Origin of the sequence: Catenuloplanes niger, from assembly GCF_031458255.1 — a bacterium.
Classification (GTDB): Bacteria; Actinomycetota; Actinomycetes; order Mycobacteriales; family Micromonosporaceae; genus Catenuloplanes; species Catenuloplanes niger.
The window spans coordinates 6,316,594-6,330,922 of the sequence record NZ_JAVDYC010000001.1; the positions used below are offsets into that span (position 1 = coordinate 6,316,594).

A 14,329-nucleotide genomic window follows, 5' to 3' on the forward strand; every position below is an offset into this window, starting at 1 on the left:
GCGCCGGTCAGGGCGCGCGAACGGCATGACCGGCGCCCGGATCCGCCGCGCGGGTCAGGTCGCGGTGCAGGCGGTGCCGTTGAGCGTGAACGCGGCCGGTGCCGGGTTGGCGCCGGTCCAGCCGGCGAGGAAACCGACGGTGGTGGAGGCGCCGGGCGCGAGCGTGCCGTTCCAGGCCGCGTTGCGGATCGTGACCGCGGTGCCGGACTGGCCACCGGTGCCGCCCCAGACCTGGCTGACCCGCTGGCCGCCGGTGAACGCCCAGTCGAGCGTCCAGGACGCGAGCGCGGTCGGTGCGCCGTTGGTGATCCGCACGTCGCCCTGGAACCCGCCCGGCCACTGGCCGGTGACCCGGTAGGCGACCGTGCACGCGCCGGCGCTCCCGCTCGGCGTGGGACCGGTGCTCGGCGTCGGGCTGGTGCTGGGCGTCGGGCTGCCGCTGGGTGTCGGGCTGCCGCTGGGGGTCGGGCTGGTGTCGGGTGTCGGGCTGCCGCCGGTGCTCGCGGTGGGTGTCGGCGTGCCGACCGTGCCGATCCTGGACGGGTCGACCACGCCCCAGTACGCGTCCTTCGCCTGGAGCCGGGTGTCGAAGAGCAGCGGCGCGTCCTTGCGTGTCACCGGGAACGTGTCCAGCCAGGTGTCGTCGTCCGCGAGCCCCCACACCGTGACCGAGGTGATCTCCGACGCGTACCGGCGGTAGAGCGCGAACAGGTCGCGGTACTTGTACGCCACCTTGAGCAGCCGGTCCGCCGGCGGCGTGGGGAACGACTCGGACTCGGCGGTGTAGATCGACACGTCCATCTCGGTGATCTGCTGCTCCACGCCGAGCGGGACGAACTTCGTGATCATCGCCTCGACCTCGCCGGTCGCCGGCCAGTCGATGTTGACGTGCATCTGGTGCCCGACCGCGTCGACCGGCACGCCCTCGCTCTTCAGCAGCGCGACCAGGGCGTACAGCCGGTCGCGCTTGGCCGGCACGTTCGTGTTGTAGTCGTTGATCACCAGCGTGGCGTCCGGTGCGACCTCGCGGGCCACCCGGAACGCGGTCCGGATGTAGTCCAGCCCGGCGATCTCGTACCAGCGGCTGCGCCGGTACCCGTCCGGCTGCGACTCGTCGATCACCTCGTTGACCACGTCCCACACCGGGATGTCGTCGCCGTAGCGGCCGACCACCGCGCGGATGTGCGCCTCCAGCCGGGCCAGCAGCAGCGCCTTGTGCGCCGGGGTCGCGGTCATCGGCGCGCCGTCGGCGTCCAGGAACACCCAGGCCGGCGTCTGGTTGTGCCAGACCAGCGTGTGACCGCGCACCGCCATCCCGTTGGCCCGCGCGAACGCCACCATCGTGTCCGCGTCGGCGAACCGGAACGTGCCCTCGGACGGCTCGGTCGCGTCCCACTTCAGCGCGTTGCCGGGCGTGACCGAGTCGAAGTGCTTGGTCAGCAGCTTGCCGTGCTCGCCGACCAGCGCGGCCGGCGTGATCGCGGCGCCGACCGGGAACTCGTCCACCACGTCCCTGATCGACGGGATGTCCGTCTGGATCGGCGTGGCCGGCAGGTACGAGACGGTGACGTCGTCCAGGTGGAAGTCGCCGGTGCCGCTCGCGGTCTCCACGTACACCGTGAGGTAGTCGACGGCGGCGGTGAGCGTGTACCGGCCGGTCAGGTTCACCCAGGCGCCGGCCGTGAGCGCGGTGTTGCCGACCACCTGATCGTAGGAGGTGGTGCCGCCGGTGCGGCGCTCGACGCTGAGCCGCGCGCTGTCCGATCCGGTGGCCAGCCGCACCCAGGCGGAGATCGTGTACTGGGTGCCCGGCTGGAACGTGTCGAGCAGGTCCAGCACCGGTCCCTCCCAGGCCTGGGTGCGTCCGGTGACCGCGAGGCTGCCGGAACCGCCGTGCGCGACCGTGTCGCTCGGTGCGACGGTCTCACCGCCGCGCGGCACCCAGCCGCCGGCCGTGCCGTCCTCGAAGGTGCTGGTCACGACCGTGACCGGGGCTTCCGCGTGCGCGTTCGCCAGCGGTACGAGCACGGCCGCGAGAAGTCCGGCCGCGACGACGGGAGCGAGGCGCGTCCATGTCGCGCGCATATCTGGGCTGCCTTTCCGGGCGGGGGACGGCACGCGTGGTGACGCGGCCACGACGGATCCCGGCACGAGCCCGCGTGCCGGCGGCGGCTCGGCACACCGGCCCGGGCTCCCGGCCGGAACGGGTGCGGCGGGCGCGTGGAGCCCGTCGAGCCACCGATGGTGATCGATGCTATGGGGTGTCGTGGCGGCGCGTCAACGCGCGGTCGCGGCCAGGCAGGCGGCGGCGGTCTCGGCCAGCGGGACGGCCGGCCCGGCCGGCACGATCGCGACCGCCGGGTGACCGGCCACCAGCTCGGCCAGTTCGGCGCCGCGGGCGCCGCCGGACCAGACGACCAGCCGGTCCGGGGCGACGCGGGCGACCGCGTCGGAGATCGCGGCCCACGGTACGTCCGCGCCGAGGCGCCAGCTCTCCACGCCGTGCTCGAGCAGTACCACGGCGAGCGCGGTGAGCGGCAGGTCGCCGGGCTCGCCGGGCGGGGCGGTGAGCATCACGGTGGGCGCGAGGTCGCGGCGGGCGAGGCGGATCAGGCGCTCGTCCAGTGCCGCGCGGATGCCGGCGGCGAGCGCCAGTTCGGGCGCGTTGGCCGGCCCGGCGGTGGCGGCGAGCGCGGGTGCGCAGAGGTGCGCCCAGGTGTCGAGCGTGCCGTCGGTCTCCAGCGCGTCGCCGATCAGGCGGGCCACGGCGCGGTCGTCGACCCGGCCGGCCGCCGCGAGCAGCCGGCGCAGCGTGGCCCGGAATCCGGCCGCGCCGGGCGGAGCCGGGGTGCAACCGCCGGAACCGGGTAAGGAGCGGGTGCGGCGGACGTGCGGCGCGGATGTCACGGGGCGGGCCTCACAAGCGTCAGCGGTCGTGTGCAAGGTTGATACGAGGCGCGGCCACGGCCGTACCGGTGCACGGTTCTATATTGGTTCGATTTTCGTACCATCCTAACGAAGAGGTGGCAACCCGTGGCGGACGGCCGTGCGGTGCTCATGGCGCTGGAGCGGATGAAGCAGTCGCACCTGACGCTGCACCACGCGGTGGCGCGACGACTGAAGATCAACTCGATCGACGCGGAGGCGATCGCGCACCTGATCGCGGACGAGCCGCTCGCCCAGGAGGTGTTGCGCGCCCGCCTGCTGATCAGCAAGAGCGCGATGACCGCGCTGGTCGACCGGCTGGTGCGGGACGACTTCCTGGTCCGGCATGCGAACCCGGCGGACCGGCGCTCGACGCTGCTCACCGTCTCCGAGCGGGCCCGGCACGGCTGGGAGAACGGGATGCGGCGCGTCTTCGACACGATGGACCCGGTGGCGGCGGCGCTCGGGCCGGACGCCGCCGCCGTAGTGGCCGAGTTCCTCGACCGCATCACCGACCTGCAGCTCAAGCTGGCCGACGACGTGATGCGCCACCGCTCAGAAGCGGGGGAGTAGCTCCTTCTGCGCCCACTCCAGGAACTCCGGCTGGCTGTCGCCGCCGACCTGGACCACGGCCACGTGACTGAACCCGGCGTCGACGAACTTCTGGATCGCGGCGACGTGCTTCTCCACGTCCGGACCGCAGCTGACCGCCTCGGCCACGTCCTCCTCGCGCACGGTCTGGGTGGCGGCCGCGAACGACTCCGGCTCCGGCAGCTCCGCGTTCACCTTCCAGGTGAGGCCGGACCAGCGCCACTGGTCGTGCACGATCTTGCGGCAGGCCTTCTCGTCCGGGCCCCAGCAGATCGGCACCTGGCCGTACCGGTTCCCGGCGCCGCCCGCCTCCCGGTACGAGTCCAGCAGGTTCGCGTCCGGCTCGATCGCGACGACCGCGTCGCCGTACTCCGCCGCGAGCTCGGCCGAGGACTTCCCGGAGATCGCGATCGCCATCGGCACGTGCGCCTCGGGCCGGTCCCAGATCCGGGCCTCGGGCACGTCGAAGTACGTACCGGAGTAGGTCAGGCGCTCGCCGGCCAGCAGCGGCCGGATGATCTGCAGCGCCTCCTCGAACATGTCGTGCCGGTCCTGCACGTGCGGCCACGGCCCGACCACGTGCTCGTTCAGGTTCTCGCCGGAGCCGAGCCCGAGCGTGAACCGGCCCTCGGACAGCACGCCGACCGTCGACGCCTTCTGCGCCACGACCGCCGGGTGGTAGCGGCGGATCGGGCAGGTGACGTACGACAGCATCTCCACGCGGGAGGTCGCGTGCGCGACCGCGCCGAGCACCGACCAGGCGTACGGCGAGTGCCCCTGCGACTCCAGCCACGGGTTGTAGTGGTCGGACATCACCAGGTGGCCGAACCCGGCCGCCTCCGCACGGATCGCGTAATCCACCAGCTCGCGCGGCCCGGACTGCTCACTCATCAACGTATAGCCAATGGACACCATGGGTGGAAAACCTCCTTCGACGGGTACGCCTTACCCGCGCGCGGACCGGCAAACCTTGACACCGGCCATGTGACCGCTAACATTCGTACCCTTGGATCTGTTTGAGGGGGCGACAGTGCTTCGATCCGTGCTCGCCGGCGTCGTCCTGTCCACGTCCCTCGTCCTGTCCACGTCCCTCGTCCTGATCGGTGGCTCGGCCGCGCGGGCCGCGCCGCTGCCGGCCGGCGCCGCCTCGCTGGAGGCGGTCAACTACCCCGGGCGGTACGTGCGGCACCAGGACTCGCTCGCCCGGCTCGACCCGGTGACCGCGGCCGGCTCGGCCCAGCTCAAGTCGGACGCCACGTTCACCGTGGTCAACGGCCTGGCCTCGCCCGCGTGCCACTCGTTCCAGGCGAGGAACGGGCAGTTCCTGCGGCACCGCGACTGGCGGCTGCGGATCGACGCGAACACCGGCGACGCCACGTTCCGCGCGGACGCCACGTTCTGCGCCGTGGACGGCGCGCTCGCCTCCTACAACTACCCGGACCGGCGGATCCGGCACCGCGACTTCGCGCTCTGGCTGGACACGTTCGTCGACACGGCGGCGTTCCGCGCGGACAGCTCGTTCCGGATCACCGCGCCGTGGGCGCCGCGGACGACGCGGAACCCGGTCGTCCCGGGCCTGTTCGCGGACCCGCACCTCACCGCGTTCAACGGCCGCTACTACCTCTACCCGACCACCGACGGGTACGCGGGCTGGTCCGGCACCTACTACAAGGCGTTCTCGTCCACCGACCTGATCACCTGGACCGACCACGGCGTCGTCCTCGACCACGGGCCGGACGTGAGCTGGGCCGACAACTCCGCGTGGGCGCCCGCGGTCGCGGCCGCGAACGGGCGCTACTACCTCTACTTCAGCGGCGGCGCGGCCACCGGGGACACGGCCAAGCAACTCGGCGTCGCGGTCTCCGACTCGCCGGCCGGCCCGTTCCGCGACGCGCTCGGCGTGCCGCTGGTGCGGTCCGGGCAGTTCCCCGGCGGGCAGGCGATCGACCCGATGGTCTTCACCGACGACGACGGACGGTCCTACCTGTACTGGGGGCAGGGCGTGGCGCGGGCGGTGCCGCTGAACGCGGACATGGTGTCGTTCGACCCGGCACAGGTGCGGACGATCACCCCGGCCGGCTTCAACGAGGCGACGTTCGTCTTCAAGCGCAACGGGCTGTACTACCTGATGTGGTCGGAGAACGACACCCGCAGCGAGGACTACCGCGTCGCGTACGCCACCGGGCCCGGGCCGCTCGGGCCATGGACCCCGCGGGGCGTGGTGCTGCAGAAACGTCTCGACGTGGGCATCAAGGGGCCCGGTCACCACTCGGTGGTCCGGGCGCCCGGCACCGACACGTGGTACATCGCCTACCACCGCTTCGCGATCCCGGCCGACAACGGCACCAACCGGGAGACCGCGATCGACCCGATGACGTTCAACGCCGACGGCACCATCCGCCCGGTCGTCCCGACGCCCTGACCGGCGGCGCGCCTGTCCCGTCGCGCGGTGGATCACGGTGCGCTCCGGCCTGCCGACCGCGCCGACCCGCGGCCCGCGGGAGGAGAAGCGGTGGCCGGTCGGCTCTGACCGTGCCGGGGCGTCAGCGGCGGGGGATCACCGGAGCTTGGGCAGGATCTTCGTGGCGACCTGCTTGGCGACCTTGAGGTTCGCGGCGTCCTCGCCGCCCCGCGCGTAGACGTCGAGCAGCAGCGTGCCGGTCCGGACGTAGAGGTGACCGGACTGGACGAAGGCGTCGTCACCGAGGCCGGGAACCGGGGTGCCGGTGGTCGCCTGCCGGGCGAACTCGGTCTTGGTGGTGTGGCTGAGGAAGACCGCGAGCTGACCGTCGGCGAGCTGCCACTGGCAGAAGCGGGCCGCGGCGGTCTCGTCCTCGCCGTCCTTGTCGATCTGGCTGACCTGGCGGCCGGTCAGCGCGATGACCTCGATCCGGGTCAGGAGGTCGCACGGGTCGCCGATCGTGGCGCCGTCGGCCGGCTTCGCGCCGCCCGGCCGGCCCGGTGCGGCGCTGGGCAGCGCGTTCGGCAGACCGGAGGGCTTGCCGGTGGCGGCCGGTGCGGGCGTGGTGGCGGCGGGGGTCGCGGGCTCGGGATTCTCCGTGCTGATCAGGATGCAGCCGGAGAGCGCGGGCACGGTGAGGACGGCGGCGGCGATCAACGGAAGGACGCGGCGGCGGATCATCTCGGACTCTCCGAAAGGCAGGTCGGGTGGCGGGACATCCCGAAGCCTGTGCCACGTCCGCGGCCCACGGCGGGCGCGCGCCGAATCACGGCACATTTCCGGGAGTCCACCGGAACACCGGCATCGCCGCAGGTCGCACCGGTCAACCGGGGGAGCGCGGACCCCGGGCTCCCGGGTTCGCTCGGCGGCGGTTCCCCGTTTCACGCGGCGGCGGCCGCGATGTCGCGCGGCCGGGCCGCGATGTCGCGCGGCGGCGGTTCCGATGTCGCGCGGCGGCGGTTGCTGGTTCGCACAACCCCGTCCCGGTTCGCGTGGCGCCGGTTCGCGTGGCGCCGGTTCCGCGGGTCCCGGTTCGCGGTCCCCGGGTTCGGGCGGTAGCGGTTCCCGACCTCGTGCGGCTGCCATCGCCGGTTTCGGGTGGCAACGGTTCCCAGGTGCCGGTTTCCGCGTGGCTGCGGTTCCCGGCTTCGCGTCGCTGGAGTTCCCGGTGTCGGGGCTCCGGTCCCCGCGGTGGTCGGGTGGGCCTCGGCGACCCGCGCGGCCCGGTTCCGGCGGTCCGAGGCGGCCGGACGGGCCTCGGTTCCGATGGTCGGTGGCGATTCGCGTGGCCTCGGTTCCGATGGTCGGTGCCGATTCGTGTGGCCTGGTTGCGGCGGTCGGTGGTGATTCGTGGGGGCTGGTTCCGAGGGTCGGCGGCGGATTCGTGTGGCCTGGTTGCGGCGGTCGGTGGTGATTCGTGGGGGCTGGTTCCGAGGGTCGGCGGCGGATTCGTGTGGCCTGGTTGCGGCGGTCGGCGGCGATCCGCGCGGCCCGGTCCCGATGGTCGGCGGCGGCTGGGGCAAGCCGCGGTTCCGGCGGTCGCCGGAGGCCGTGCGGGGCCTCGGTGACCTGCCCGCCCGCGCTCTCCGGCCCCTGCCCGGCGGGTGTCCCACCCTCGGTCCGCCGTCGTCCGGCCGGGGTTGGGAGCCCTCCCATCGCAGGTCGGTAACGCTGAGGAAATCCCGGAGTCATGGCATTGACATGACGTACGTCTCAGTCGTAGCTTTCCAGTCGAAGCGTTTCGACTAACCGCTTCGACGCCGCTGACCTGCGGTTTTAAGACACCGAAGGAGGTGGGTCACATGGCTTCCATGGCCGACGTGGCCCGCCGGGCGAATGTGGCGGTCTCCACCGTCTCCTACGCGCTGAACGGCACGCGGCCGGTCGCGAAGGCCACCGCGGATCGCATCCACCAGGCCATGGAGGAGCTCGGCTACCGGCCGAACGCGCTGGCCCGTGGCCTGGCCAGCCGGCGCAGCCGGAACGTGGCACTGATCTTTCCGATGCTGGAGCGCGGCCTCGGCCTGACCGAGATGGAGTTCGTCAGCGCGGCCGCGGAGACCGCCGGTGACCTCGGCTATCACCTGGTGCTCTGGTCCACGCCGCTCGGCGACACCGACCTGCTCACCAAGCTGACCCGGCAGGGCCTGGTCGACGGCGTGGTGATCATGGAGGTGCACCTGGCGGACGCGCGGATCGAGATGCTGCGCCGCACCGGCGTGCCGTTCTGCATGATCGGCCGCACCGGCGACAACCGCGACGACCCGTTCGCCGACATCGACTTCGAGAGCACGATCCGCGACGCGGTGGCGCACCTGACCGCGCTGGGCCACGAGCGGATCGGCTTCATCAACCACTCGCGGGCCTCGTTCGACGCTGGGTACGGGCCGTCGGTCCGGGCCGCCCGGGCGTTCGAGGACGCCGCCGGCGCGCACGGGATCAGCCGCTTCTGCGACGACTCGCCGACGGCCGGCCGCCAGATCTGGCGCGAGATGAACGCGGCCGCACCCGGCGTGACCGGCTTGATCGTCATGAACGAGCGGGCGAGCGCGGGCGTGCTGGCCGCCATCGCGCAACACGGGGCGCGCGTCCCCGAGGATTTTTCGGTACTTTCGGTCGCTTCCTCCGAGCGGGTCGCCGAGATGACCTACCCGCCGCTGACCACGTTCCACCCGCCCGCGGCGGAGCTGGGCCGGCTGGGCGTGCAGGTGCTCATCGACCGCCTGGAGGGGCGCGAGGTTCCACTCGTGCAACAGCTCATCCCCTGCCGGCTGGTGCTGCGCGACAGCACCGGCCCGGCGACCCGACAACCGGGGACCGGGAACTGATTTCCCGGTTCCGTACCGAAGAGGCACGTCTTTCTTATCCACTCACAAGAGGCACCAACCGCTCCATCAGGAGGACGGCATGTTCCGTACCAGGAAGATAGGGGTTGTCGCGGCCGCGCTGGCCGTGACCGCGTCCCTCGGACTCGCGGCCTGTGGCGGCGACGACTCCGGCGACTCCGGCGACGGCAAGACCCTGAGGCTGTGGCACTACGAGGGCCCGAACAGCGCGATGGGCATCGCCTGGGCCAAGGCCATCGAGGACTTCAAGGCGTCCCACCCGGGCGTCGAGGTGGTCTACGAGGAGAAGGGCTTCGAGCAGATCCGGCAGAACGCCGGCATGATCCTGAACTCGAACGAGGCGCCCGACCTCATGGAGTACAACAAGGGCAACGCCAGCGCCGGTCTGCTGTCCAAGCAGGGTCTCCTGACGGACATGACCGAGGAGGTCACGAAGCGCGGCTGGGACCAGAAGATCCCGGCCAGCATCGCGACGACGTCCAAGTACGACCAGAACGGCGTCATGGGCGGCGACAAGTGGTACGGCGTCACGAACTACGGCGAGTACGTGATGGTCTACTACAACAAGGACGAGTTCAAGCGGCTCAACCTTGAGGTGCCGACCACGCTGGCCGAGTTCGAGACGGTCATGCAGAAGTTCAAGGACGACGGCAAGACCCCGCTCGCGGTCGGCGGCGCGGAGTACCCGGCGCAGCAGATCTTCTACCAGCTGGCGCTCTCCGGAGCGACGAACACGTTCGTCGACGACTACCAGCTCTACAAGAACAAGGTGAACTTCCAGGGCCCGGAGATGACCAAGGGCGCGACCAAGTTCGCCGAGTGGGTCAGCAAGGGTTACATCGCCAAGGACTCGGCCGGCGTCAAGGCCGAGGACATGGGCGTGAACTTCATCCAGGGCAAGTCCCCGATCCTGATCTCGGGTTCCTGGTGGTACGGCCGGTTCACCGATGAGATCAAGTACGACTGGGGCACGTTCCTGTTCCCGGGCAACACGCTGCAGGCCGGTTCCGGCGGCAACCTGTGGGTCGTCCCGACCAGTGCGAAGAACAAGTCGCTGGCGTACGACTTCATCGAGATCACGATGAAGCCGGAGATCCAGGCGCTGCTCGGCAACTCCGGTGGCGTCCCGATCGGTGCGGACGTGTCCGCGATCACCGACCCGAAGAACAAGGAACTGATCGAGAACTTCAACAAGATCAACGCCGCCAACGGTCTCGCGTTCTACCCGGACTGGCCGGCACCCGGCTACTACGACGTGCTCGTGGCCGGCATGCAGAACCTGATCAACGGCTCCAAGGACCCGGCGGCGGTCCTGAACGAGATCGCCACGCCGTACAACGACAACCTCGCCAGCATCGGCAAGTAGCAGCACCGGCACCGCGCCGGCGGCCCTCGGGTCGCCGGCGCGGGTCCGCCACTGAAAGGCACCCCCCTCACCATGGCCAAGACCCGGTCCCGGCAGGGCGGCAAGAGCGGCTATCTGCTCTTCCTGCTCCCCGGCGTGCTGCTCTTCACCGCCGTCATCGTCATTCCGCTGATCATGAACATCGGGATCAGCTTCACCCGCTGGCAGGGCATCGGCACCCCGCAGTGGGTCGGGCTGGAGCACTACGAGCGGCTTCTCGGCGACGCGAACTTCTGGGCGTCGTTCCGGAACATCCTCTTCATCATCGTCGCGATGGTGGTCGTACCGACGCTGCTCGGTCTCTTCCTCGCCGCGGTCCTGTTCGACTACGTCGGCAAGAAGATCGGCCCGGGTACGGCGAGCGTCTTCCGCTCCGGCCTCTACCTGCCGCAGGTGCTCCCGGTCGCGGTCACCGGCATCGTGTGGGGCTGGTTCCTCAACTCCAGCACCGGCGTCTTCAACTCGATCCTGGACAGCATCGGGCTCGGTTTCCTCGCGCAGAACTGGCTCGGCGACCCGAAGTGGGCGCTCTGGTCGGTGATGTTCGTGATGGTGTGGGTCCAGCTCGGCTACCCGGTCGTGATGTTCATGTCCGGCCTGCAGCGTGTCGACCCCGAGCTCTACGAGGCCGCGGACCTGGACGGCGCGGGCTGGTGGCAGAAGTTCACCCGGATCGCGGTCCACCTGATCAAGCCGGAGATCTACGTCGTGCTGGTCACGACCACCATCTCGGCGCTCAAGATCTTCGGACAGATCTTCGTGCTGACCCGCGGCGGACCCGGCAACTCCACGCTGGTCCCGTCCTATTTCGCGTGGCAGAACTTCTTCGAGAAATTCAACGCGGGGTACGGCGCGGCGATCTCCACGGTGCTGACGCTGATCATCATCGTGCTGACCTACGTCTTCCTGCGCATCCAGACCGCCGACGAGCGGCGGGGAGCCTGATATGTCGACTCAAACCGTGAAAAAGGCCAAGCAGGGCGGCCTCGCCACCAAGACGCTCGTGCTGGCCGGTCTGACGGTCTTCACCGGGCTGGTGCTGGCGCCGTTCCTGGTCGTGCTGATCAACGCGTTCAAGTCCTCCGAGGACTACAGCCAGGGCGGGCCGCTCGCGCTGCCGTCCACGCTCTACTTCCAGGGCATGATCGACTTCTGGAACCGGGTCGAGTTCGGCGAGAAGCTCTGGAACAGCTTCGTCATCGCGGCCTCGGTCGCGGTGCTCGCCGTGATCATCAGCGTGCTCAACGCGTACGCGATCGGCATCGGCCGGCTCCGTGGCCGTACCGCATTCCTGATGTTCTTCCTGCTGGCCAACCTGCTGCCGCAGGAGGCGCTGGTCTACCCGCTGTACTACCTGTCGAAGCAGTTCGACCTGTACAACACGCGGCTCATGGTGATCATCATCTTGACCGCGATCCAGGCCGCGTTCGGCACCTACCTGCTCTCCAGCGTGTTCCGGGACTTCCCGCCGTCGCTGCTGGAGGCCGCGGCGCTGGACGGCGCCGGGAAGCTGCGCACGCTGATCCGCGTGGTCGTGCCGACCAGCTGGCCGACGCTCTCCGTGCTCTTCACGTTCTTCTTCATCTGGACGTGGAACGAGTTCTTCCTCCCGCTCATCTTCCTGATCGACAACGACCTGCAGACCGTGCCGCTGGCGCTGGCCGTGCTCCAGGGACAGCGCGAGGTCGACATCACCACCACGGCCGCGTCCGCGCTGCTGGGCATCGTGCCCGCGGTGCTGTTCTTCCTCATCTTCCAGCGCACGCTGACCCGCGGGGTCATGTCGGGCGCGGTCAAGTGACACATCCTCGGAGGACCCGGAAATGAAGTTCAGCAACGGCTACTGGCGGATGCGGGACGGGGTGAGCCCCATGTATCCGATGGAGGTCCGCGACGTCCAGGTCGACCGGGACGCGCTGACCGTCTACGCGCCGACCAAGCGGATCGTCACCCGGGGCGACACGCTCAACCTGCCGCTGCTGACCGTCCGCGCGTCCTCGCCGGCGCCGGGCGTCATCTCGATCAAGACGACACACTTCGCCGGGCGGCGCCCCCGTACCCCGGAATTCGATCTGGCGGGTTCGGACGTCGCCGTCGAGATCACCGACGACGAGCAGTTCGCGTCGCTGACCAGCGGGGACCTGACCGTCCGGTTCCACAAGGGCGACCAGTGGAAGCTGGACTTCCTGGCCGGCGGACGGCTGCTGACGTCCAGCGGCTACAAGAACCTGGCCGCGCTGGACGTCGAGGGCGAGGGCTCGTACGTCCGGGAGCAGCTGCTGCTCGGCGTCGGCGACACCGTCTACGGGCTCGGCGAGCGGTTCGGGCCGTTCGTCAAGAACGGGCAGGTCGTCGACATCTGGCAGGAGGACGGCGGCACCAGCAGCGAGCAGGCGTACAAGAACGTCCCGTTCTACCTGACCAACGCGGGGTACGGCGTCTTCGTCAACTACCCCGGCGGCGTCTCGTTCGAGGTGGCGTCCGAGTCGGTGTCCCGGGTCGGCTTCTCCGTACCCGGCCAGGAGCTGGAGTACCTGGTCATCCACGGGCCGACGCCCAAGGAGATCCTGCGCAGGTACACGGCGCTGACCGGCCGGCCCGCGCTGCCGCCGGCCTGGTCGTTCGGGCTGTGGCTGTCCACGTCGTTCACCACCGACTACGACGAGGAGACGGTCAACAAGTTCGTCTCCGGGATGGCCGACCGCGACCTGCCGCTGTCCGTCTTCCACTTCGACTGCTTCTGGATGCGCGAGTTCCACTGGACCGACTTCGAGTGGGACCCGAAGGTCTTCCCGGACCCGGTCGGCATGCTCAAGCGGCTCAAGGACCGCGGCCTGAAGATCTGCGTGTGGCTCAACCCGTACATCGCGCAGCGCTCGGCGCTCTTCGAGGAGGGCGTGGCCAACGGCTACTTCCTGAAGACCACCGACGGCGACGTCTGGCAGTGGGACCTGTGGCAGGCCGGCATGGCGCTGGTCGACTTCACCAACCCCGAGGCCTGCGCCTGGTACGCGTCGAAGCTGCGCGGGCTGCTCGAGCAGGGCGTGGACGCGTTCAAGACCGACTTCGGCGAGCGCATCCCGGTCCGCGGCGTGGTCTGGCACGACGGCTCGGACACCGAGAAGATGCACAACTACTACACGCACCTCTACAACCGGGTCGTGTTCGACGTGCTGGAGGAGGTGCGCGGGAAGAACGAGGCGGTGCTCTTCGCGCGCTCCGCGACCGCGGGCGGCCAGCAGTTCCCGGTGCACTGGGGCGGCGACTGCGAGTCCACGTTCGAGGCGATGGCGGAGAGCCTGCGCGGCGGCCTGTCGCTGTCCGCGTCCGGCTTCGGGTTCTGGAGCCACGACATGGGCGGCTTCGAGGGCAAGCCGCGCCCGGCCGTGTTCAAGCGGTGGATCCCGTTCGGCCTGCTCAGCTCGCACAGCCGGTTGCACGGCAGCCAGTCCTACCGGGTGCCGTGGGAGTTCGACGAGGAGGCGGTGGACGTGCTGCGCACGTTCACCAAGCTGAAGGCGCGAATCATGCCGTACCTGTTCGGCCAGGCCGTGCAGGCCCACGAGCAGGGTGTGCCGGTGATGCGTCCGATGATCGTCGAGTTCCCCGAGGACCTCGCGGTCACGCACGTCGAGCGGCAGTACATGCTCGGCGACAGCCTGCTGGTCGCGCCGGTGTTCAGCGAGGACGGCGACACCACGTTCTACACGCCGGCCGGCGAGTGGACGCACCTGCAGACCGGTGAGACGTTCACCGGTCCGGCGTGGCACCGCCGCACGGTCGGCTTCGGTGAGGTGCCGGTGCTGGTCCGGCCGGGCACGGTGCTGGCGCTCGGCGACGTCGACGACCGGCCCGACTACGAGTACGCGCGGGGCGTGACGCTCGCGCTCTACGCGCTGCCGGACGGCTTCGACGCGTCCGTCTCCGTCCCCGCGACCGACGGGACCGAGGCCGCGCGCTTCTCGGTCACGCGCTCCGGCGACGCGATCACGGTGACCCGCGAGTCCGGCGAGCCGCTGCCCTGGCGGGTCCGGCTCGGCCACGCCGGCGCCGTCGTGGACCTGTCCGCGGACACGTCCAGCCACGTCGTGACGCTGTAGG

At 70.4% G+C, this 14,329-nt stretch carries 11 protein-coding genes; 7 read left to right on the plus strand and 4 right to left on the minus strand.

Annotated elements, in window-relative coordinates:
* Positions 1-54: 54 nt before the first annotated feature.
* Both J2S44_RS28125 and J2S44_RS28130 read right to left on the minus strand, forming a co-directional pair.
* On the minus strand, positions 55-2,085 hold the full coding sequence (locus J2S44_RS28125) for an endo-1,4-beta-xylanase (protein ID WP_310420046.1): 2,031 nt from the start codon (positions 2,083-2,085) through the stop codon (positions 55-57).
* A 192-nt stretch (positions 2,086-2,277) separates the two neighbouring features.
* Positions 2,278-2,907, minus strand: a complete 630-nt coding sequence (locus J2S44_RS28130; RefSeq protein ID WP_310420048.1) for a hypothetical protein — start codon at positions 2,905-2,907, stop codon at positions 2,278-2,280.
* A 126-nt stretch (positions 2,908-3,033) separates the two neighbouring features.
* Here J2S44_RS28130 and J2S44_RS28135 point away from each other — a divergent pair, with 126 nt between their 5' ends.
* On the plus strand, positions 3,034-3,498 hold the full coding sequence (locus J2S44_RS28135) for a MarR family winged helix-turn-helix transcriptional regulator (protein WP_310420050.1): 465 nt from the start codon (positions 3,034-3,036) through the stop codon (positions 3,496-3,498).
* Here the strand turns inward: J2S44_RS28135 and J2S44_RS28140 are convergent.
* The gene (locus J2S44_RS28140; protein ID WP_310420052.1) at positions 3,481-4,431 is read right to left on the minus strand and encodes a TIGR03557 family F420-dependent LLM class oxidoreductase; all 951 of its coding nucleotides are present in this window, start codon (positions 4,429-4,431) and stop codon (positions 3,481-3,483) included. The genes J2S44_RS28135 and J2S44_RS28140 overlap by 18 nt on opposite strands.
* Positions 4,432-4,546: 115 nt before the next feature.
* On the opposite strand from J2S44_RS28140, the gene J2S44_RS28145 reads away from it, so the two are divergent.
* Positions 4,547-5,938 (plus strand): family 43 glycosylhydrolase, encoded by a 1,392-nt coding sequence (locus tag J2S44_RS28145; protein WP_310420054.1) that lies wholly within the window; start codon positions 4,547-4,549, stop codon positions 5,936-5,938.
* 135 nt (positions 5,939-6,073) lie between these two features.
* On the opposite strand, the gene J2S44_RS28150 is transcribed toward J2S44_RS28145, so the two are convergent.
* On the minus strand, positions 6,074-6,658 hold the full coding sequence (locus tag J2S44_RS28150) for a DUF3558 family protein (protein WP_310420055.1): 585 nt from the start codon (positions 6,656-6,658) through the stop codon (positions 6,074-6,076).
* 1,121 nt (positions 6,659-7,779) lie between these two features.
* On the opposite strand from J2S44_RS28150, the gene J2S44_RS28155 reads away from it, so the two are divergent.
* The 5 genes from J2S44_RS28155 (at position 7,780) to yicI (ending at position 14,328) form a co-directional block, all read left to right on the plus strand.
* Entirely contained in the window at positions 7,780-8,805 is a 1,026-nt protein-coding gene (locus J2S44_RS28155) for a LacI family DNA-binding transcriptional regulator (RefSeq protein WP_310420057.1), read from the plus strand.
* Positions 8,806-8,884: 79 nt separating this feature from the next.
* Positions 8,885-10,189, plus strand: coding sequence for an ABC transporter substrate-binding protein (locus J2S44_RS28160; protein ID WP_310420059.1), 1,305 nt, complete (start codon positions 8,885-8,887; stop codon positions 10,187-10,189).
* Between the two features lie 72 nt (positions 10,190-10,261).
* Positions 10,262-11,173 (plus strand): carbohydrate ABC transporter permease, encoded by a 912-nt coding sequence (locus J2S44_RS28165; RefSeq protein WP_310420061.1) that lies wholly within the window; start codon positions 10,262-10,264, stop codon positions 11,171-11,173.
* 1 nt (position 11,174) lies between these two features.
* Entirely contained in the window at positions 11,175-12,029 is an 855-nt protein-coding gene (locus J2S44_RS28170) for a carbohydrate ABC transporter permease (RefSeq protein WP_310420063.1), read from the plus strand.
* 22 nt (positions 12,030-12,051) lie between these two features.
* Positions 12,052-14,328, plus strand: a complete 2,277-nt coding sequence (gene yicI / locus J2S44_RS28175) for an alpha-xylosidase (protein ID WP_310420065.1) — start codon at positions 12,052-12,054, stop codon at positions 14,326-14,328.
* The last annotated feature ends 1 nt before the right edge of the window (position 14,329 follow it).